The organism is Bradyrhizobium sp. CW1, assembly GCF_023100665.1.
GTDB lineage: Bacteria > Pseudomonadota > Alphaproteobacteria > Rhizobiales > Xanthobacteraceae > Bradyrhizobium > Bradyrhizobium canariense_D.
Map to the genome: position 1 here is coordinate 3,662,627 of NZ_CP064684.1, position 20,320 is coordinate 3,682,946.

Annotated in this window: 22 protein-coding genes and 1 tRNA gene; 20 read left to right on the forward strand and 3 right to left on the reverse strand. The window is 63.5% G+C overall.

Going from position 1 to position 20,320, the window contains the following annotated elements:
- Positions 1–5 precede the first annotated feature (5 nt).
- The 11 genes from nrdR to IVB54_RS18010 all read left to right on the forward strand — a co-directional run bounded on the left by nrdR (position 6) and on the right by IVB54_RS18010 (position 11,731).
- Positions 6–488 (forward strand): transcriptional regulator NrdR, encoded by a 483-nt coding sequence (gene nrdR, locus IVB54_RS17960; RefSeq protein ID WP_007603426.1) that lies wholly within the window; start codon positions 6–8, stop codon positions 486–488.
- Positions 485–1,633 carry a bifunctional diaminohydroxyphosphoribosylaminopyrimidine deaminase/5-amino-6-(5-phosphoribosylamino)uracil reductase RibD gene (ribD, locus tag IVB54_RS17965; protein WP_085357405.1) on the forward strand — a complete coding sequence of 383 codons (1,149 nt, stop codon included), beginning with the start codon at positions 485–487 and terminating at the stop codon, positions 1,631–1,633. Before nrdR ends, ribD begins: the two co-directional genes overlap by 4 nt.
- On the forward strand, positions 1,633–2,256 hold the full coding sequence (locus IVB54_RS17970) for a riboflavin synthase (RefSeq protein ID WP_018456855.1): 624 nt from the start codon (positions 1,633–1,635) through the stop codon (positions 2,254–2,256). Before ribD ends, IVB54_RS17970 begins: the two co-directional genes overlap by 1 nt.
- A gap of 72 nt (positions 2,257–2,328) precedes the next feature.
- Complete coding sequence (gene ribH, locus IVB54_RS17975; RefSeq protein ID WP_018456854.1) at positions 2,329–2,820, forward strand: 6,7-dimethyl-8-ribityllumazine synthase; 492 nt, start codon at positions 2,329–2,331, stop codon at positions 2,818–2,820.
- Positions 2,821–2,822: 2 nt separating this feature from the next.
- Positions 2,823–3,320: a transcription antitermination factor NusB gene (gene nusB / locus IVB54_RS17980; RefSeq protein WP_007611091.1), complete on the forward strand. Its 498-nt coding sequence runs from the start codon at positions 2,823–2,825 to the stop codon at positions 3,318–3,320.
- 176 nt (positions 3,321–3,496) lie between these two features.
- Positions 3,497–4,495, forward strand: a complete 999-nt coding sequence (gene thiL, locus IVB54_RS17985) for a thiamine-phosphate kinase (RefSeq protein WP_026233255.1) — start codon at positions 3,497–3,499, stop codon at positions 4,493–4,495.
- A 235-nt stretch (positions 4,496–4,730) separates the two neighbouring features.
- Positions 4,731–6,851, forward strand: a complete 2,121-nt coding sequence (locus IVB54_RS17990) for a sodium-translocating pyrophosphatase (RefSeq protein WP_026233254.1) — start codon at positions 4,731–4,733, stop codon at positions 6,849–6,851.
- A 354-nt stretch (positions 6,852–7,205) separates the two neighbouring features.
- Positions 7,206–8,414, forward strand: coding sequence for a class I SAM-dependent methyltransferase (locus IVB54_RS17995; protein ID WP_247777417.1), 1,209 nt, complete (start codon positions 7,206–7,208; stop codon positions 8,412–8,414).
- Entirely contained in the window at positions 8,411–9,961 is a 1,551-nt protein-coding gene (locus tag IVB54_RS18000) for an amino acid adenylation domain-containing protein (protein WP_247443374.1), read from the forward strand. Before IVB54_RS17995 ends, IVB54_RS18000 begins: the two co-directional genes overlap by 4 nt.
- A 94-nt stretch (positions 9,962–10,055) precedes the next feature.
- A complete protein-coding gene (locus IVB54_RS18005) occupies positions 10,056–11,471 on the forward strand; it encodes a hypothetical protein (RefSeq protein WP_247777418.1) in 1,416 nt (471 codons plus the stop codon).
- The gene (locus tag IVB54_RS18010; protein WP_085353407.1) at positions 11,468–11,731 is read left to right on the forward strand and encodes an acyl carrier protein; all 264 of its coding nucleotides are present in this window, start codon (positions 11,468–11,470) and stop codon (positions 11,729–11,731) included. The genes IVB54_RS18005 and IVB54_RS18010 overlap by 4 nt, the downstream gene beginning before the upstream one ends.
- Before the next feature lie 79 nt (positions 11,732–11,810).
- On the opposite strand, the gene IVB54_RS18015 is transcribed toward IVB54_RS18010, so the two are convergent.
- Entirely contained in the window at positions 11,811–12,812 is a 1,002-nt protein-coding gene (locus IVB54_RS18015) for a tripartite tricarboxylate transporter substrate binding protein (protein ID WP_026233252.1), read from the reverse strand.
- Positions 12,813–12,897: 85 nt separating this feature from the next.
- Complete coding sequence (bamE, locus tag IVB54_RS18020; protein ID WP_018456846.1) at positions 12,898–13,383, reverse strand: outer membrane protein assembly factor BamE; 486 nt, start codon at positions 13,381–13,383, stop codon at positions 12,898–12,900.
- 98 nt (positions 13,384–13,481) lie between these two features.
- On the opposite strand from bamE, the gene IVB54_RS18025 reads away from it, so the two are divergent.
- The 7 genes from IVB54_RS18025 (at position 13,482) to IVB54_RS18055 (ending at position 18,198) form a co-directional block, all read left to right on the forward strand.
- A complete protein-coding gene (locus IVB54_RS18025; protein WP_026233251.1) occupies positions 13,482–14,033 on the forward strand; it encodes a ubiquinol-cytochrome C chaperone family protein in 552 nt (183 codons plus the stop codon).
- The gene (locus IVB54_RS18030; RefSeq protein WP_085353405.1) at positions 14,030–14,593 is read left to right on the forward strand and encodes a DUF177 domain-containing protein; all 564 of its coding nucleotides are present in this window, start codon (positions 14,030–14,032) and stop codon (positions 14,591–14,593) included. The genes IVB54_RS18025 and IVB54_RS18030 overlap by 4 nt, the downstream gene beginning before the upstream one ends.
- A gap of 297 nt (positions 14,594–14,890) precedes the next feature.
- Positions 14,891–15,952, forward strand: a complete 1,062-nt coding sequence (plsX, locus tag IVB54_RS18035) for a phosphate acyltransferase PlsX (protein ID WP_018456843.1) — start codon at positions 14,891–14,893, stop codon at positions 15,950–15,952.
- A complete protein-coding gene (locus IVB54_RS18040; RefSeq protein WP_026233249.1) occupies positions 15,949–16,929 on the forward strand; it encodes a beta-ketoacyl-ACP synthase III in 981 nt (326 codons plus the stop codon). The genes plsX and IVB54_RS18040 overlap by 4 nt, the downstream gene beginning before the upstream one ends.
- A gap of 133 nt (positions 16,930–17,062) precedes the next feature.
- Positions 17,063–17,404 (forward strand): integration host factor subunit alpha, encoded by a 342-nt coding sequence (locus tag IVB54_RS18045; RefSeq protein ID WP_018456841.1) that lies wholly within the window; start codon positions 17,063–17,065, stop codon positions 17,402–17,404.
- A 27-nt stretch (positions 17,405–17,431) separates the two neighbouring features.
- Positions 17,432–18,010 carry a MerR family transcriptional regulator gene (locus IVB54_RS18050; protein ID WP_018456840.1) on the forward strand — a complete coding sequence of 193 codons (579 nt, stop codon included), beginning with the start codon at positions 17,432–17,434 and terminating at the stop codon, positions 18,008–18,010.
- A 110-nt stretch (positions 18,011–18,120) separates the two neighbouring features.
- Positions 18,121–18,198, forward strand: a tRNA-Pro gene (locus tag IVB54_RS18055).
- 61 nt (positions 18,199–18,259) lie between these two features.
- On the opposite strand, the gene IVB54_RS18060 is transcribed toward IVB54_RS18055, so the two are convergent.
- Positions 18,260–18,688, reverse strand: coding sequence for a hypothetical protein (locus IVB54_RS18060; RefSeq protein ID WP_018456779.1), 429 nt, complete (start codon positions 18,686–18,688; stop codon positions 18,260–18,262).
- A gap of 36 nt (positions 18,689–18,724) precedes the next feature.
- On the opposite strand from IVB54_RS18060, the gene IVB54_RS18065 reads away from it, so the two are divergent.
- Positions 18,725–19,198, forward strand: coding sequence for a hypothetical protein (locus IVB54_RS18065; protein WP_085355305.1), 474 nt, complete (start codon positions 18,725–18,727; stop codon positions 19,196–19,198).
- 665 nt (positions 19,199–19,863) lie between these two features.
- Positions 19,864–20,211 carry a hypothetical protein gene (locus IVB54_RS18070; RefSeq protein ID WP_018455146.1) on the forward strand — a complete coding sequence of 116 codons (348 nt, stop codon included), beginning with the start codon at positions 19,864–19,866 and terminating at the stop codon, positions 20,209–20,211.
- Positions 20,212–20,320: the final 109 nt, after the last annotated feature.

The window sequence follows — 20,320 nt, forward strand, 5'->3', positions numbered from 1 at the left end:
AACGGATGCGCTGCCCGAACTGCAACAGTCTCGATACGCAGGTGAAGGACTCGCGTCCGACCGAGGACTCTTCCGTGATACGCAGGCGGCGCGTGTGCGTCGCCTGCAATTTCCGCTTCACCACCTTCGAGCGCGTGCAGCTGCGCGAGCTCACGGTGATCAAGCGCAACGGCCGCCGCGTGCCGTTTGACCGCGACAAGCTGATGCGCTCGGTGTCGATCAGCTTGCGCAAGCGGCAGGTCGAGCCGGAACGGGTGGAGAAGATGGTCTCCACCATCGTGCGCGAGCTCGAGACGGGGGGCGAGGCTGAAATCTCCTCGGAGGTGATCGGCGAGACCGTGATGGAGCATCTGCGCACGCTCGACGACGTCGCCTATGTCCGCTTCGCCTCGGTCTACCGCAATTTCCGCGAGGCCAAGGATTTCGCCGACGTGCTCGGCGAGCTCTCCGGCGAGGAGGAAGCGCGGCTCGCCGCGATCCGCAAATGATCTTCCGCATCCTGGAGGATCAATTCGCGCAGAAGGCGCGCGAGTCCAGGGATGCCGACCGGCGCTTCATGGAGCTTGCGCTGGCGCTCGGCCGGCGCGGGCAGGGAAGTACCTGGCCCAATCCCGCCGTCGGCGCCGTCATCGTCAAGGACGGCGTGATCGTCGGCCGCGGTTGGACCCAACCTGGCGGACGGCCGCATGGCGAGCCTGAAGCGCTGCGGCGCGCAGGCGAGGCCGCGCGAGGCGCCACGCTCTACGTCACGCTGGAGCCGTGCTCGCATTTCGGCAAGTCGCCACCGTGCGCGGACGCCGTGATCGCCGCCGGCATCAAACGCGTGGTGGCCGCGATCGAGGATCCCAATCCGGAAGTCGCCGGTCAGGGCCACGCACGCCTGCGCGCCGCCGGCATCATGGTGGATGTGGGTCTGTGCGCGCGCGAAGCCGCCTTCGATCACGCCGGGCATTTCCGTCGCATCAGGGATCGCCGCCCGCATGTGATCCTGAAGCTCGCGGTCTCGCCCGACGGCAAGATCGGCGCGGCCGGCGGCAAGCCGGTCGCGATCACCGGCGAGGCGGCGCGCAACCGGGTGCATCTCCTCCGCGCGCAAAGCGACGCCATCCTAGTCGGCATCGGCACCGTGCTGGCGGACGATCCGCAGCTCGACTGCCGCCTGCCGGGCATGGCGGTGCGCTCGCCGGTGCGGGTGGTGCTCGACCAGAATCTGCGTATTCCCGGCGCAAGCAGGCTCGTGGGCTCCGCGCGCGAGATTCCGCTATGGGTGGTGGGTTCTGAACTCGCGGAGGCCGCGGCCGCCACGCGGCTCGGTGCGGCCGGTGCGCAGGTGATCCGCGTGCCGCCCGGCAATGCCTCGGGACTCGATCTTGCGGCCGTGCTGCATGCATTGGCCGGCAAGGGCATCACGCGGCTGATGGTCGAGGGCGGCAGCCGCGTCGCGGCGTCCTTCATCGCCGCGGACCTCGTTGACGAGATCTGGCTGTTCCACGGCGCGGAAGCGGTGGGCGCCGACGGGGTGGATGCGCTCGCTGCATTGCCCCTGTCGAAAATCACGCAGTCGCAGGCCTACAAGGTTCATGCTAGCGAGACCTTCGATCAGGATACTCTCACCATCTACGAGCGCGCGTGATGTTCACCGGCATTGTCACCGATATCGGCGAGATCGTCGGCTTCACGCCGACGGCGCAGGGCCAGTTGCACCGGCTGCGCATCGCCTGCCGCTACGAGCAGACCACCATTGCGGACGGCGCCTCGATCGCCTGCAACGGCGTCTGCCTGACGGTGGTTGCTTCCGGCGTCGAAGGCGGCAAGGACTCTGCTCAAAGGACCTGGTTCGACGTCGATGCCGCGGCCGAGACGTTGGCGCTGACGACCGCAAAGCATTGGAGGGTCGGCACCAGGCTCAATCTCGAGCGTGCGCTCAAGATCGGCGACGAGCTTGGCGGGCATATCGTCGCCGGCCATGCCGATGGCATCGCGACCCTCGTCAGCCGCGAGGACCTGCCCGACATGGCGCGGTTCGAGCTCTCCACGACGCGGGAGCTGGCGCGGTTCATCGCGACCAAGGGCTCGATCACGCTCGACGGCGTCTCGCTGACGGTTAATACGGTGAAGGACGTGACCTTTTCGGTGCTGATCATCCCGCACACCCTGACGGTCACGACGATCGGCGGCTGGAAGGCGGGAGATGAGGTCAATATCGAGGTCGATCTGATGGCCCGCTACGCGGCGCGGCTGACGGAAATGAAGTGACGGCGTCTTTAAACTTGGCTTACCCGCTGGTGGCGACTACATAGCGCCAACCCCTGTGGAACGGATTTGACGATGGCAGACGCGCGGCGCGCACCCCTGAAGGACCAGACCGACGTTTCCGGCGCACGCGCGCTGATCGTCGAGGCGCGGTTCTATGACGATCTCCAGGACGCGATGCTCGAAGGCGCGGTGGCCGAGCTGAAGGCGGCCGGTCTGACCCACGACGTCATCACGGTTCCCGGTGCACTGGAGATTCCTGCGGCGATCGCCATCGCGGTTGACGCCGCGGCGACCAATGGCAAGCCCTATGATGCCGCGATCGCGCTCGGCTGCGTGATCCGTGGCGACACCATCCATTTCGAGATCGTCTCGCAGGAATCCTCGCGCGCGCTGATGGACCTGGCGGTGGCGCGAAAGCTGCCGCTCGGCAACGGCATCCTCACCGTCAACACCGAGGCGCAGGCCTGGGCGCGGGCGCGCGCCAGCGAGCTGAACAAGGGCGGCGATGCCGCGCGGGCCGCGATTGCGATGCTGCGCATAAAGCGCCGGCTGGCGCGGGCTTGATCATGGCCGATAACAACAAGAAGCCGCCGGCCGGCACGGAGAAGAAGGCGAACCGGCGCGGTGCGGCGCGGCTCGCAGCCGTGCAGGCGCTGTACCAGATGGATATCGGCGGTGCCGGCATCAACGACATTTTTGCGGAGTTCGAGAGCCACTGGCTCGGCAACGAGGTCGAGGGCGACACATATCTCCCGGCGGAAGCGGCGTTCTTCCGCGACGTCGTCTCCGGCGTCGTGCGCGACCAGAAGAAACTCGATCCGCTGATCGACGAGGCGCTGTCGAAGGGCTGGCCATTGAAGCGCATCGAAGCGATCCTGCGCGCGGTGCTGCGGGCAGGGGCCTACGAATTGGAACACCGCAAGGACGTGCCGGGCCGCGTCGTCGTGTCCGAATATGTCGACGTCGCCAATGCCTTCGTCGACCGCGAGGAGACCGGCATGGTCAACGCGGTGCTCGACCAGATCGGCCGCCAGTTTCGCGGTGACGAGTTCGGGCGGGGGTGAATTGAGGCGCAGGGCGGTGAATTGATGCGATGTGGCTGCCCCATATTCCGCCGTCATCACCCGCGAAGGCGGGTGATCCAGTACGCCGCGGCCTATCGATGTCACACGATCGTCTCTGGAATACTGGATCGCCCGGTCAAGCCCGGCGATGACAGCGAAGTGTGTGGCTGACGCTGATGACAAACCCGCACAATCCCTCCGCCGAAGACTCCCTCATCGCGCGCTATTTCAAGCCGCTGGCGACTGATCCCGGCGCCTTGGGGCTGGTGGACGATGCCGCCATCCTGCAGGCGCTCGGCAGCGACATCGTCGTCACCACCGACGCGGTGGTCGAGGGCGTGCATTATCTTGCCACCGATCCGCCCGATACCATCGCGCGCAAGGCGCTGCGGGTGAACCTGTCCGATCTCGCCGCCAAGGGGGCCGTGCCGGCCGGCTTCGTGCTGACATTGGCGCTGCGCAGCAAGGAAGACGCTTGGCTCAGGCCGTTCGCGGACGCGCTCGGCGAGGATGCGAAAACCTTCGTCTGTCCGCTGCTCGGCGGCGACACGGTGTCGACGCCGGGGCCGCAAATGATCTCGATTACCGCCTTTGGCCGCGTGCCGCAGGGGCGGATGGTCGGCCGCACCGGCGCCCAACCGGGCGACCGTATCCTGGTGACGGGGACGATCGGCGACGCCGCGCTTGGCCTTGACGTGCTCAAGGGCGGCGCGGTCGCGAATGCGCTGGCCTCCGATCCGCACGCGCGCGAGACGCTGATCTCGCGCTATCGCGTGCCGCAGCCGCGCAATGCTCTCGCGCAGTCCGTGCGTGACCATGCGACGGCTGCGATGGATGTCTCCGACGGCCTTGCTGGAGATCTGACCAAGCTCTGTGCGGCATCAGGCGTCTCGGCCACGATCGACGTGACGAGCGTGCCGCTCTCGGCCGCTGCCGCCGGCCTGATCGCAGGCAAGGTCGTTTCCGTCGAGACGCTGCTGGCCGGAGGGGACGATTACGAGGTGCTGTGCACCGCTCCGCCAGCGCAAGCCAACGCGCTGATTGCCTTGGGGCGTGCGGCAGGCCTTGCCGTCACGGCCATCGGCACGATCGTCGCGGGCCATGAGCGGCCGCGCTTCCTGGACGGGCAGGGCCAGGAACTGGTCTTGAAGCGGCTCTCCTACAGCCACTTCTAGGAATTGCTCCAAACCGGCGTCCCGGCTGCCAAGACAGGCTAAATACCTGCCGAGATCGGCTTTTCGGCCTTATCTGGCGTTGCACCCTCAATTTGATTTTGGCAAGGTCGTGACCGACTAAGGCCGCGCCTTCGGGCAAGGAGCGGCCTTCTTCAAAATCAAGGCGCCGCACCGCACGACGGAAAACAAAAGGCGCCGGGGGTACGTTCATCAAGGATCTGAGGCAAAAAATCACATGACAGCATTATGGTTGATTGTGCTCTGCGGAGTGCTTTCCGTCGTCTACGCGATCTGGGCGACGTCTTCGGTGTTGAGCGCGGATGCGGGGTCTCCGCGCATGCAGGAAATCGCGGCAGCGGTGCGCGAAGGCGCCCAAGCCTACCTGCGGCGTCAATACACCACGATCGGGATGGTCGGCATCGTCATCTTCGTGCTGCTTGCCTATTTCCTGGGACTCTACGTCGCGATCGGTTTTGCCATCGGCGCGATCCTGTCGGGGGCGGCCGGCTTCATCGGCATGAACGTCTCGGTCCGCGCCAATGTGCGCACCGCCCAGGCGGCGACCACGTCGCTCGCAGGTGGTCTCGAGCTCGCCTTCAAGGCGGGCGCCATCACCGGCATGCTGGTGGCGGGTCTCGCGCTGCTTGGCGTGACCCTCTATTTCGGCTTCCTGGTCCATTCGCTGAAGCTTGCGCCTGACAGCCGCGTCGTCATCGACGCCATGGTGGCGCTCGGCTTCGGCGCCTCGCTGATCTCGATCTTCGCTCGTCTCGGCGGCGGCATCTTCACCAAGGGTGCGGACGTCGGCGGCGACCTCGTCGGCAAGGTCGAGGCCGGCATCCCCGAGGACGATCCGCGCAACCCGGCCACCATCGCCGACAACGTGGGCGACAATGTCGGCGACTGCGCCGGCATGGCCGCCGACCTGTTCGAAACCTATGCGGTGACCGCGGTCGCCACCATGGTCCTGGCGGCGATCTTCTTCGCCAAGACGCCGATCCTCGCCGACATGATGACGTTGCCGCTCGCCATCGGCGGCATCTGCATCATCACCTCGATTATCGGCACCTTCTTCGTGAAGCTCGGGCCGAGCCAGTCGATCATGGGCGCGCTTTACAAGGGTCTGATCGCAACCGGCGTCCTCTCGCTGGTCGGCATCGCCGGTGTGATCCATTACCTGATCGGCTTCGGCAAGCTCGCCGGCGTCGACTATACCGGCATGGCGCTGTTCGAGTGCGGCGTGGTCGGGCTTGCCGTCACCGCGCTGATCATCTGGATCACCGAATACTACACCGGCACCGACTATCGTCCGGTGAAGTCGATCGCCCAGGCCTCGGTGACCGGCCACGGCACCAACGTGATCCAGGGCCTCGCCATCTCGATGGAAGCGACCGCGCTGCCCGCGATCGTCATCATCGCCGGCATCCTGGTCACCCACAGCCTCGCCGGCCTGTTCGGCATCGCGATCGCGACCGCCACGATGCTGGCGCTCGCCGGCATGGTCGTCGCGCTCGACGCGTTCGGTCCGGTGACCGACAACGCCGGCGGTATTGCCGAGATGGCGGGCCTGCCGAAGGAGGTTCGCAAGTCGACCGACGCGCTCGATGCAGTCGGCAACACCACCAAGGCGGTGACCAAGGGCTACGCGATCGGCTCCGCCGGTCTCGGCGCCCTGGTGCTGTTCGCGGCCTACAACGAGGATCTCAAGTTCTTCATTGCGGACTCCGCGCACCACGCCTACTTCGCCGGCGTCAAACCGGACTTCTCGCTCAACAATCCCTACGTCGTGGTAGGCCTGTTGTTCGGCGGTCTCTTGCCGTATCTGTTCGGCGCGATGGGCATGACCGCCGTGGGCCGCGCGGCGAGCGCGATTGTCGAGGAGGTCCGCCGACAATTCCGCGAGAAGCCGGGCATTATGCAAGGCACCGACAAGCCGGATTACGGCAAGGCGGTCGACCTTCTGACCAAAGCGGCGATCAAGGAAATGATCATCCCCTCGCTGCTTCCGGTGCTGTCACCGATCTTCGTCTACTTCGTGATCTATGCGATCGCGGGGGGCGGGGCGGCCGGCAAGTCGGCGGCGTTCTCGGCGGTGGGCGCGATGCTGCTCGGCGTGATCGTGACGGGCCTGTTCGTCGCGATCTCGATGACCTCGGGCGGGGGCGCCTGGGACAACGCCAAGAAGTACATCGAAGACGGTCATTTCGGCGGCAAGGGCAGTGACGCCCACAAGGCGGCCGTGACCGGCGACACCGTCGGCGATCCCTACAAGGACACGGCCGGCCCGGCGGTGAACCCGATGATCAAGATCACCAACATCGTGGCGTTGCTGCTGCTGGCAGTCCTCGCGCACTGAGGTAGACGTTGCTGAACGAAGACCCCGCGGCGCAGGCCTGCGGGGTCTTTCTTTGCGTGTGTGCTGCCGGAGGCCGGCGCATCATCTGAACATGAAACCCGCCCGGCGGGACGCGGAACGCAACAATCCGGTCATCAGAGCGATCCATCGATGCCGAGGGCGTAAGCCGCCCGAAAATGTGCACCCTACGCGTGCGCACATTTAGGGTTGCTTAACCGGCCGAGTTCTAGAAATACGAGAGACTGTCAGCGGCATCTTAGGGAGCTCCGCAGCACGCGTGTGGTGCTCCGCGCGCGGCGCGCTCTCGACATGCTCAGGGGTTCGCTGCCCGCCGTCCGCGAGAGGGAGGTTCCGTTGCCTGCACGGCCTGTGAACGAGATTGAGCGGGCATTGATGGCGCATCCGGGCGTGGCGGATGCTTTCCTCAGCGCCGAGCCTGGCCACGGCGGTCAGTCCGAGGTCGCTTTCGTCGCAATTGACCCCGATCATCTGAGCGCCGGCAAGGCGAAGCATCTCCAGGCCGAGTCGGATCGCAGAGTTGCGCAATGGCGTCGCGCTTTCGATCAAGCATATCGCCATGACGCCGACGGTGTTGTGCCGTCATTCGTCGGTTGGACCAGCAACTTCACCAACAGGCCCATTCCCGAACCCGATATGGTCGATTGGCTCGATCATACGATCCTGCAAATTCGTGCTCTTGGCGGAAGGCGGGTGTTGGAGATCGGGTGCGGCGTCGGCTTGCTCGTCGAAAAGCTCGCGCCCGGCTGTGACGTATATTGCGGGACCGACCTCTCGCCGGTGGCCGTTCAGCGGCTGCGTGCGTTCGTGCAGTCGAAGCCCGAGCTTCGGCATGTCGAGTTTCTAGAGCGGGAAGCCGCCGATTTGAGCGGCTTGCCGCTGAATTCGTTCGATGCAGTGGTGCTCAATTCGGTCGTGCAATACTTTCCCGGCATCGAATACCTGCACTTAGTTTTGGAGCAAGCCGCAGGCCTGGTGGCTCCTGGGGGGCACATCTTCGTCGGCGACGTTCGTAACCTCGAGCTCCTGCCGGTCTTCCATCGCGAAGTTCAATCCGCGAAAGTTTCGGGAGCCACGGATGCCGCGCTCGCGCGAAAGATCTTCCTGTCGATCGCCCAGGAGCGCGAGTTGGTGATCGACCCCCGCTACTTTCAGGGTATTTTCGGATCCATCCCGCGGATATCGGGTGCGGAAATCCTGCTCAAGCGCGGATCAAGCTACGAACTGACCCGCTATCGCTACGACGTGGTGCTGCGTGTCGATCGCGAAGCTGCTTCAGCTGACAGCGAGAACAGCAGCCTCGTGCCGGACATGAAGCAAGGGGAAAGTGAGGGCAGGCCGCTGGCGACCGATCCGATGGCCGCCGCGTTCCTTCAGCATCTCGGCATGGAGCTCGGGGACGTGTTGCAGGCCCAGTTTCCGGAGGCGAAATTGCCGGCGGCCGTGATCGCGCTCAACCAGCGAGATTTTGCCGAGATCGTACAGGCCTCGTCGAACGCGCCGGGCGATCGCGGCGACAATGAATTGGTCGAGGCGTCGGTATGACCGCCCATAATCTGGCGCTGCATTTCGAAGAGACCGTTGCGTCCTCGCCGGACGCCGTCGCCCTGTTGTGCGAAGGCGACAGCTTTGCCTTTTCGGAGCTCAACCGGTTGGCAAACCGGTTGGCGCGTTGGTTGACATCGCGGGGCGTCAACAAGGGCGCCGTGGTGTGCCTTGAATTGCCGAAAATCGCCGAGGCCTATGCGCTCGCGATCGCCTGCATCAAGATCGGAGCACCCTATGCCTTCCTCGATCCTGCGGCCCCCGAGGAACGTGCCCGGCTGATGCTGGAGCGATGCCGGCCCGCGCTGATCGTCAGCGTGCGCGAGGGAGCTGGACCGCGGACATTGATCGGCGATGCAATTGCCCGGGCTGCCTTGCATCATGCCCTGTCGCAGCTTGAAGACGACAATCTGCCGCTGACATCCCTGATCACCGGGGCCGATCCGGCCTATGTCATGTTCACCTCGGGATCGACGGGCGAACCGAAGGGCGTGGTCATCCCCCATCAAGGGGTGCTTCACCTGATCGCCTGGGCGAAGAGCGATCTTGGAATTGGACCCGGTGACCGGCTGACGAATGTCAACCCGATCTATTTCGACAATTCGGTCTTCGACATCTATGCCGGCTTCCTGAACGGAGCGGCGGTCGTCGCGCTGGACGCGCAGAAGGGGCGGCCCCCCGCAGAGCTGGTGTCGGAGATCACCAAGCATCAGTGCACGTTCTTCTTCGCCGTGCCGACCCTCTTCATGTTCCTGGACTCCATGCACCTTCTGAGCCCGGATTGGCTGCCGAGCGTCAGCCGATTCATGTTCGGCGGTGAGGGGTTTCCGCTGGCCCGGCTTCGTCGGTTCCACGACGCGTTTGCCGGCAAGGCGAAGCTGATCAATTGCTACGGCCCGACCGAGACGAGCTGCATTTGCAGCGGTTTCGAGATCGTCGAATCCGTTTTTGAGACCAAGGACGGGTTCGCGCCACTGGGGCGGCTCAATCCCAATTTCAGCTACCGGATCCTGGACGAAGAGATGAAGCCGGCGCTTGCGGGCACTGCCGGCGAGTTGTGGCTGGGAGGCCCTGGGGTAGGGCTCGGCTACATCAACAACCCGCAAGAGACCGCCCGCCGTTTCTGTCAGGACCCTCTGATCGACGGCTATCGGTCGATCCTCTATCGGAGCGGCGACCTCGTGGAGGCCGACCTTGAAACCGGCATCCTGCGTTTCCGCGGTCGCGCGGATAATCAGGTCAAGCTTCGGGGGTATCGGGTCGAGCTGGAGGAGATCGACCACGCGCTGATGGCGTGCAGGGGAATAACCCGTGCGCTCGCCGTGGTGCAGCACGACGCCAGTGGCGCCAGTCGGCTGCTGGCCGCGTATTCGGGTGCAAGAATGGCGGAAAGCGATCTGCGCCAGCACTGCACTGCGCACCTTCCCGCCTACATGGTGCCGGGCCGGTTCATCTGGATGGAAGACATTCCCGTCAATGCCAATGGCAAGGCAGACCGGCGCTCGGTAGCGTCACTGCTCGGCGAAGCTGTTACAAGGGCCTCGTAGATGCAACAGCTCGTAGTGATCGCGCGCGTTGTCCGATGAGTGTTGAAAGCCAGCCCTACGGCTACGCGCCATCGGGTCTTCCTGCGAAGCCGTCGTGGCGGTTGATCCCGAGATCGATCGGGACCCGAGGCTCGTGGCGGGGGTCCAGGACATCGGTGGCCGCGTGCTGCTCTGCTGCGCGGTCGGACTGCTCGCGGTTTTGTTTCGGCAGATAGGTATCGATTTTTCAGCGGCGGGACTCGCGCTGGTGTGCGCCTATGCCGGCCGGTACCGGCGCGTCCTGATCTTGCTCGCAACCTTGTTGCTGCTCTATCGCAGCGGCTTCCTGATCGACCGCGGTTTTCTCGAACGGCTGACGATCGACGAAGGCGTCGGCGACCGGATCCATCAGCCGCTGCAAGCGGTCATGCTGGTCGTCGTGTTTGCGCTGTTCGCGGGCCTGCTGATCATGCAGGGGCCAGGGACGGTGGTCTTCCGTCGCCCGACGCTCAGCCTGTTGCTGGCGTTCCTGGCACTCGTCGCGTTGACGCAGGCCACGATGATGGCCGGCCTGCCGCGTGTTCTGCTGTGGTCGTTTCTGATGACGTTCCAGCCCTATTTGTGGTTTCTTGCCTATGGTTTGGCCGATGCGGGCAGGAAGCGATCTCCGGTGTGGCGGCACCTGAGCGTTTTCCACCCCTTCTGGGGATCGTCGCTGACGCCGTTCGGGAAGGGGCTGTCTTATCTCGACCGCTTCGAGGCCAAGACACCCGAGGAGCTTGCAGTGACGCAGCTCAAGGGCGTCAAGCTTGCGGTCTGGATCCTTGTGCTCGCCATCGTCAGAGTCTGTCTCGTCGAGATCGTCCACGGACGTTTGCAGCTTCCAATGTTCGACGACAACCTGCTGCAATATCTCGCGCGCCATCCCTGGCCGCGTTTCGTCGGATGGGCGAGCCTCGTCAGCTTCTTCGTCGAGGACTTGCTGAGCATGACCGTGTTCGGCGGCGTCATCATCGCCACGGCGCGACTTGCCGGCTTTCGCCTGCTGCGCAACACCTACCGGCCTCTGGAGTCAACGACGCTCGCGGAATTCTGGAATCGCTACTATTTCTATTACAAAGAACTGCTCGTCGACCATTTCTTCTACCCCACCTTTGTTCGCTGCCTCCGCGGCCATCGCCGGCTTCGCATGTTCTTCGCCACCTTTGCCGCGGCCTGTGTCGGCAACCTGCTGTTTCACTTCATCCGCGATATTCATTTCGTCGGCGAAATGGGCCTTTGGCGTGCCGTGGTCGGTCAGCAATCGCACGCGTTCTACACGTTTGTCCTGGCCATCAGCGTCGGGCTCTCGCAGATGCGCCGCGCCCCACAACTGGCGCCGCGAGGATGGCTGCGTAGCCGCTTGCTGCCTTGCCTGTGGGTGTCGAGCTTCTTTTGTCTCATTCACGTCTTCGATGCGCCGCTCGACCGCGAGCATTCGCTCGGGCAACGCGCCGAATTCCTGTTCTATCTCCTGGGAGTCTCGACATGACCACGAATGAAGTCAGATCGCAGATGCGACGCTACATCGTGCAGCGGCTGCTGATGAAGGGCGACAGCGCGCCGCTTGGTGACGATGATCTGCTGTTCACCAGCGGCCGCCTCGATTCGCTCGACGCGGTCGAGCTGATCATGAGCATTGAGACCGACCACGGGATCAACTTCTCCGACATCGGCTTCGATTTGACGCGCCTGGACTCGATTTCGGCGATTGCCGCTTTGGTGGGACAGCCATCGGCCGAGCTTGCGTAGCAACCGATGTGTCGCCACGCGCTCACCGCGAAAGCGCGGCCCGGCGCTGCATGTTGGGCCGCGTCCGCGGATGCGAAAGCTACTGCACGTCCATCTGCAGCCCTTCCTTCTGGATGATGCCGGCGAACTTCTTCGTCTCGGCGTCCACGAAGGCGGCAAACTGGTCGGGCGTGCCGTAGTCGGCGCGGGCCCCCATGGCCAGGATGTTCTTCTTGATGTCGTCGCGCTCGAGCATCGCCTTCACTTGAAGGTTGAGCGCTTCGAGAACGGCGGGCTGCACACCCTTCGGCAGGAACACCGAGAACCACGACGAGACGTCGAAAGCCGCAAGCTCCGGCGCGCTCTCGCGCATGGTCGGCAGGTTCGGCGCGAGGTCGCTGCGCTCGGTCGTGGTGACGCAGAGGCCGGTGAGGGTGCCGTTCTGTACCTGCGGCAGGCTCGGATAGAGGTTGTCGAACAGGATCTGGATGTCGCCGGCGAGCGCCGCCTGGAGCGCGGGACCGGCGCCGCGGAACGGGATGTGTGTCATCTTCAGCCCGGTGAGCTGCAGGAACCAGGCGCCGGTGAGGTGAGGGCTCTGGCCGACGCCGGAGGAGGCGTAGCTGAGCTTGTCCGGATTGGCCTTGAGATAGGCGACCAGCTCGGCGATCGACTTGATGCCGGTCTTGGGATGCGCCGAGACGATGTTCGGGATCCGGATCATGTTGGAGACCGGCTGGAGCTGGTCCGGCTTGTAGGTGAGGTTCTTGAAAATGCTGTAGGCGATCGCGTTCGGGCCGGGATTGCCGATCAGGATGGTGTGGCCGTCCGGCTTGGCGCGGACCACCTCGGCCGTGCCGATCGTACCGCCGCCGCCGGACCGGTTTTCCACCACGGCCGATTGGCCCCAGGCGGCCTGCAGATGCGCCGCCAGAAGCCGACCCATCACGTCGGTCGAACCGCCGGCGGCAGCCGGCACGACGAGGCGGACGTTTTCGGTCGGCTTCCAGTCCGCCAGGCTCGATCGCGGCAGGATCGCTGCGGCCGAGATAGCGGCAGCGCCAGTGAGCACGCGACGGCGGGACAGCAATTGATTGGGCACGAATCCACTCCCTGCATCTTATTTTGCAGGAGCGTATGGAAGCGTATGCGCAACGGCAAGCCGCACGAAGCCGCAGGCTGAAGGCTCAGTTAAAGCTGAGCAGCTTGAAGATCGGCGTGAGGTAGCTCATCTCCTGGCCCGAGGTCGGCGTCGTCCGGCTGATGAAATCGAAGATCTTGCCGTCCTGGAGACCGTAATTCGCAAGCCGGCGCACACGCCGGTTCTTGTCGAAATAGACCGCGATGACGCGCTGATCGACCACCCTCTGGTTCATGAAGGCGACAATGCGCTCGGAGCGCTGGGAGATGTAATAGAACACCTCGCCGTCGAGGGTTGCGACGGTGGAGGGGGTGCCCATCACGATCAGCACCTGGTCCTGGCTCGCACCGATCGGGATCTGCTCCAGTGCGCCGGGCGGCAGGATGTAACCCTTCTGGAACTGCTCGCCGGTGCAGCCCGCAAGCGCGGCGCCAACCAGGGCCGCGGCCGCGAACAGGCGCAAGCCGCGCCAACGTGCATGAAGGCCGCGCGGCTTGTCTGCACGCAGGCTGGTCTGGTTCGTTATCGTCATAGCGGAACTGATTCCGTCCCCTTGCGTCGCGCGAGGCGCTGAAGTACCGGGCGGAGGCTCTGAATGCAACACGCGCGCGCCCGCTTGCGGAAACCACAATGCTTTGGCCGTTCAATCACTTCAGGAAACCCCGCCTAGCCTCGCCGGGCACCATTGAAGCCATCTATGGCATGATCGTGACGCAGGCGCGAGAACCCATGTTTTACCGCGACTTGGGCGTGCCGGATACCGTTAACGGGCGTTTCGATCTGTTGCTGCTGCACCTCTGGCTGCTGCTGCGCCGCCTGCGCACGGTCCAGAGCGCCACCGAGCTGTCGCAGGCGCTGTTCGACCGTTTCTGCGAGGACATGGACGACAATCTGCGCGAGATGGGGATAGGCGACCAGACCGTGCCGAAGCGGATGCGGGCCTTCGGCGAGGCGTTTTACGGCCGGGTCCAGGCCTACGATCAGGCCATGGAAGGCGGCGGCGAGGCGCTGGCATCCGCGATCTGCAAGAATATCTTGAATGGGGCCGGCATGGACCAGGCGCAGCAGCTCGCAGCCTATGCCAGGGCGGCCGAGGCCAACCTCGCCCAGACCGGCGAGGCCGCACTGCTGGGTGCGTCCTTCAAGTTTCCTCCAGCGCTTCCTGAGGATGTGACGCCATGACCCGACCGATACCAGCATCCGGGCCCGATCCCTGGCGGGTGCCCGTCATCGTTGCACAGATCCCGGATACCGGCCTGCATCGCAAGCTCGAGGCCTCGGCCGCCGAGCGGCAGGCCATGGCTGAGACGGCAGGCTTGCGCGAGGTTATCTCGGTCCAGGCCGATTTCGATGTCGTGCCGAAAAGCGGCAACCGGATCCAGGTCACGGGGCACGTTCGCGCCCGGATCGGCCAGACCTGTGTGGTCACGCTTGACCCGATGGAGAGCGACATCGACGAGGAGGTGGACCTGATATTCGCCCCCGAGGCCGAGGTCCGCCGCCTGGCCGACCTGATGGAGGAGGGGCACGACGATCAGGAGCAGGTCGCCGACCCGCCGGAGGCGATCGTCAATGGCATCATCGACCTTGGGAGGCTTGCCACCGATGCCCTGTTCCTGGCGGTCGATCCCTATCCGCGCAAGCCGGGGGTCGTGTTTGAGCCCGAGGTTATCGCCCCCGATCCGGAGGACCACCCCTTTGCGGTCCTGAAGGCACTTCAGGACGGGAAGAAAGACAAATAGGTGCCACCTTCTCCAGAGGACCGCTTCGGGACGGGGCGAGATGTTTGCGGCGGTGGTTTGAAAAGCTCGATTATCCGTTCGATTTTGATGTACTTCTTGTGAATTAGTCCGTCCGCAGCCCGATGCTCCCGAATGCAAAAGGCTGGGGGCAAGAGGTTGTTTCGGGATAACAAAACGCTATTGTCGCGCCCCGGTCCGGGTGCGGCGTGGCGCTTGACCGACCGCCATGTTCGTGGCGAACCCATTTGCGGCCCCGCTCGTTCAAGACCGCACCAGACCCAGGTTTCCAGGACTTTTATGCCAAGCAAGGTTCGCATCGCGCTTGACGCCATGGGGGGCGACGCCGGCGCCGCGGTGGTCATCCCAGGCGCCGCCATCTCGCTCCAAAGGCATCGCGAGATCGAATTCCTGCTGATCGGGGACCGCGCCAAGATCGAACCCGAGCTCGACCGCCACCCCGCGCTGAAGGCGGCCTCGAAGATCATCCACACCGATGTCGCGGTCAGCGGCGAGGAAAAGCCGAGCCAGGCGCTGCGGCGCGGCCGCAGGACCTCGTCCATGTGGCTTGCCATCGATGCGGTGAAAAAGGGCGAGGCGGATGTTGCGGTCTCCGCCGGGAATACCGGGGCGCTGATGGCGATGTCGCGCTTCCACCTGCGCACGCTGCCGGGCATCGACCGTCCGGCCATTGCCGGCATGTGGCCGACCAGGCGCGGCGATTCCGTCGTCCTCGACCTCGGCGCCAGCATCGGCGGCGATACGCATCATCTGGTGTCGCTCGCCATCATGGGCGCGGCGATGGCCAGCGTGTTGTTCAACAAGAAGCGTCCGACGGTCGGCCTGCTCAATATCGGGGTCGAGGAGATCAAGGGGCACGAGGAGATTCGCGAGGCCGGCGAAATCCTGCGCGCCAGGAACCTGCCCGAGCTCGACTATCTCGGGTTCGTGGAGGGCGACGGCATCGGCAAGGGGGTGGCGGATGTCATCGTCACCGAGGGCTACAGCGGCAACATCGCGCTGAAGGCCGCGGAGGGAACCGCGCGGCAGATGGCGGAATTGCTCCGGGACGAGATGAAGCGGGGCTGGCTGTCAAAGCTCGGCTATCTCTTTGCGCGCAACGCCTTCCAGGCCCTGCGCAACAAGATGGATCCGAACAAATCCAACGGCGGCGTGTTGCTGGGGTTGAACGGGATCGTGGTCAAGAGCCATGGCGGAATCGCTGCCGAAGGCTTTGCCTATGCGATCGATGTTGGCTATGAGATGGTCAAATTCGATCTCCTCAACAAGATCAATCAGATGCTCAATCGCGAAGGTGGTGCACTCAGTTCCGTGCAGGCCGCGCAGGAGGCTGTTTCGTGACTCAAATTCGTTCGGTCGTGCTGGGCTGCGGCTCTTATTTGCCGGAGCAGGTGGTGACCAACGCCCAATTGGCGGCGCGCATTGACACGTCCGACGAGTGGATCGTGCAACGCACCGGCATTCGCGAGCGGCATATCGCGGCCGAGGGCGAGTTCACCTCGCATCTGGCGCTGAAGGCGGCGCAGGCTGCGCTCGCGGACGCCGGCGTGGACGCGCAGTCGATCGACCTGATCGTGCTCGCGACCTCGACGCCTGACAACACCTTCCCCGCGAGCGCGGTCGCCGTGCAGCACGGGCTCGGCATCAACCATGGCGCGGCCTTCGACCTTCAGGCGGTGTGCTCGGGCTTCGTGTTCGGGCTCGCCACCGCCGATAATTTCCTGCGCACCGGCGCCTTCAAGCGCGCGCTGGTGATCGGCGCGGAAACCTTCTCGCGCATCCTCGACTGGACCGATCGCGGCACCTGCGTGCTGTTCGGCGACGGTGCCGGTGCGGTGGTGCTGGAGGCGCAGGAGCAGCCGGGCAATGCCGCGACCGACCGCGGGATCGTGACCACGCATCTGCGCTCCGACGGCCGTCACAAGGCGAAGCTGTTCGTCGACGGCGGCCCGTCCTCGACCCAGACTGTCGGCCATCTTCGCATGGAGGGCCGCGAGGTCTTCAAGCACGCGGTCGGCATGATCACCGACGTGATCGTCGACGCCTTCAAGGCGACCGGGCTCAATGCCGACAGCATCGACTGGTTCGTGCCGCACCAGGCCAACAAGCGAATCATCGACGCGTCCGCGCACAAGCTCCATATCGCGCCGGAGAAGGTGGTGCTGACGGTGGACCTTCACGGCAACACCTCGGCGGCCTCGATCCCGCTGGCGCTGTCGGTGGCGCGCAAGGACGGCCGCATCAAGCGCGGCGACCTGGTTCTGCTCGAAGCCATGGGCGGCGGCTTCACCTGGGGCTCCGCGCTGGTGCGCTGGTAAGCCACACTCGGTAAAATTTTGCCCGAATCGGCGCGGATTATCGATGCGCCTGCATTGATGAGCGCTGTTGACCGCTGTATCGTAAGCTCATAATTTCAGACAACAATTGTTCGCCGTGATGTGGGGCAGGGCGATGACCGATCAAAGTAAAACCGTAACGCGTGTCGATCTGTGCGAAGCCGTCTACCAGAAGGTGGGGCTGTCGCGCACGGAATCGTCTGCCTTCGTGGAACTCGTGCTGAAGGAGATCACCGATTGCCTTGAGAAGGGCGAGACGGTGAAGCTGTCCTCGTTCGGCTCCTTCATGGTCCGCAAGAAGGGTCAGCGCATCGGTCGCAACCCGAAGACCGGCACCGAGGTGCCGATCTCGCCGCGCCGGGTCATGGTGTTCAAGCCGTCGGCGATCCTGAAGCAGCGGATCAACGCCCAGCACCGCACCAATGGCGACGCCAGCAAGGCGCAACCCGAGGCGTAATCCGCCCTCTGGATAAGGATTTGGCATTTGGACAAGGCGCCGGATGCGTTCCGAACCATCAGCGAAGTAGCGCAGGAACTCGACATTCCGCAGCACGTGCTGCGGTTCTGGGAGACCCGATTCTCCCAGATCAAGCCGATGAAGCGCAGCGGCGGCCGCCGCTATTACCGCCCCGACGACGTCGACCTGCTCAAGGGCATCCGCCGTCTGCTCTACGGGGAGGGCTACACCATCCGCGGGGTGCAGCGGATCCTGAAAGAGCACGGCGTCAAATCGGTGCAGGGCCTCGCCGACAGCGCGGCCGCGGTCTCGTTCGGCGCCATCGAGGACGCCGTCGGCGCCAGCCTGATGGAGCCCGAGGAGGAGACCGGCGTCCGCGGCGCCCGCGACAGCGACGATGACGACTACCAGGGCGAGGAGGAGGAGGGCATCGACTTCCGCTTCTCCGAGACCGATGACGAGGAAATCCTCACCACCTTCCGCAAGGGCGGCACCCCCGCCGCGCCCGCAGGCCCCAGCGCCATCCACCGGGAGCGCCTCGGACGGGTGCTCGCCGAGCTCATCGCCTGCCGCGAAATGCTGGATCAGGCATTGAAGGACGCCTGACGCCGGACTCCGTCGGCTTTGGGCCAGTTCCGAGGCCTTTCGGCGGAGACAGCAAAATGGTGTCACCTCGCCTTGCGCAAAGCGGCGATCCTAGCTAATGGAACGACGTTCGGAGCGTGGCGCAGCCCGGTTAGCGCACTAGTCTGGGAGACTAGGGGTCGGAGGTTCAAATCCTCTCGCTCCGACCAAAACTTAGCCGGATTTCAGGGCGTCCGGATTTTCTCAAGGGTAACGGATAGGGTAACGGGCTTATGTCGCCGGGATGTGAATAGCCCGGATAACCAACGACAGCTTGCCCGCGTGTACGTGGGGCGTACCACCATCGCGCGTTGATTCGCCCGGAGCCAGGCACATGGGCACCTCGGATCGTAGATCGCTGACCTTTGAACAAGCGAGGGTTTGGCACCTCTCCCGGCGCAGCTCGACCGCAAGGAACTTAGTCGAGAACTTCGGGCGAAGCTTTGGGCCTGCATTCATGCAAGGCTTGATCGAGCCTACACCGACATTCTCCATTATCGTGGAAACTGGTCCAGAATTCTGAAGGATCTGCATGTCGACCACCACCACGTTCGCATCGACAAATTCAATCCGAACGGGATCGTCACCAAGATCGGTGACTTGTTCGAAAAAGCCGAATGCCACAAGGTGTACGGTTGGCTTTAGGCTGTTCTTCGGCACCCAAATTGTCCGCCTGATCTCGGTCCAGCAGTTCAGTTGGTATTAGAGAACTGCCGCGCGGCTTACCGCATTGAAGACGGTGTGTTCTGGCCGACTGCCTCAACAGAGGAAGCCGACGCGCTTATCCAGGCGAACGCAGCATTATCTGCTTCGCAATTCGGTGGCGCAAAAACTCACTTAAAAAATGCTGCTTCGAAACTCACCGAAGGAGATTACCCAGCAAGCGTTCGTGAAAGTATCAGCGCAGCGGAGTCAGTTGCGCGCGTGCTCGAACCTACTGGCGATCTTTCGAAGGCATTGTCGGGATTAGAACAGAGGATTGCTCTCCATCCGGCGCTTAAAAAGGCGTTCCTATCACTCTATGGATATACGAGCGATGAGAAGGGCATCCGACATGCGCTCTTAAGTGAGGCTGAAGCGGACGTTGATGAAGCTGACGCGATCTTCTTTATCGGAGCATGCGCATCGTTCCTCACCTATCTGATTTCCAAGTCGCACACCAGGCGGTAGGGCAATCGGAGTAATCGACGACGTCCGTAAGTGGCTAAACGACGTACCGCTATGGAAGGAACTCGGGACGATACCTGATCGGACGAAGGCGCTTGAGGAAAAGGTTGCCGCATTGGAGGCGGCCCTAAACGGCAAACGGCCAGGCGACGTATGCCCTTCTGCGGTGCGCAAGGCGGTTCCGATGGCGACGATTTACGCAACTCTGGAAGCCCTCGAAAAGAAGGGGTTCGAATCCATGAAAAAGTGCTGCAATTAGCGTAACGCAGCGTAACGGAGCACTAGTCAGCAGAACTAAGGCGCTGCAATCCAGCGCGCGAGGGCGCTGCGATTCGGTGCGAACGAGCGCGCGGATTAATGGACGGCTTCGAGGGCTTCGAGCGGATTGAAGAACGGCTTCGGTTGGCCGCAATACAATTCTTGCCTGCGCTTGAACTTAGCAGCACAATGAAGACACATTAGTACGGGCTTTGATCTGGGGATCATGCTGTCGGGAATGAGGGTATCAGATGGTCACGTATCGTCTATCGAAACCCGGAATTGTAAAGCAACCATCGGTAGGAACTGGCGACGACGAAGTTTCACTGCCCGTGTGTTGGGCTTGCGCCCTTAGCTCCTGGCTTGAAGCCACTCGCGGGGTCAGTTGGTCATATAGCTCAATCATCCAAATGTTTCAGATGTACTGCAATGGAAATGCGCTCGATCTTGCGTACTTTGGTGAGATTGCAAACAGCCTCTCGATCAACATGGATTACGAGGAAATCGACAGAGCCGACCTCACGTTCGACTATGTATACGAAAAGATGTTTCCTCTGGCGGGGACGTCCGGGAACCATCTCTACATAGTAATGGAAGGGAAAAACCCAGCTCATGTAGTCGTCGCTTATGGGATTCAGCGGGACAACACCGACTACATCGCGATTATGGATCCGCTTCGGGGTGTGCTCGCTGCTCCTACCCTTTCTACCTTCAGAAACAAGGCCACTGGCTTCTTGATAGGCTGGCCCAGGCGATAACGATTGTGAAGCCTACGTCGGGCGGCGCAGCGATTTCTTTCTATTTGTTGCGTTGTAGCCCCGCCCTTACCATTTACCACCGTCGCCGTACCCCGGGCAGTTGGGCGCG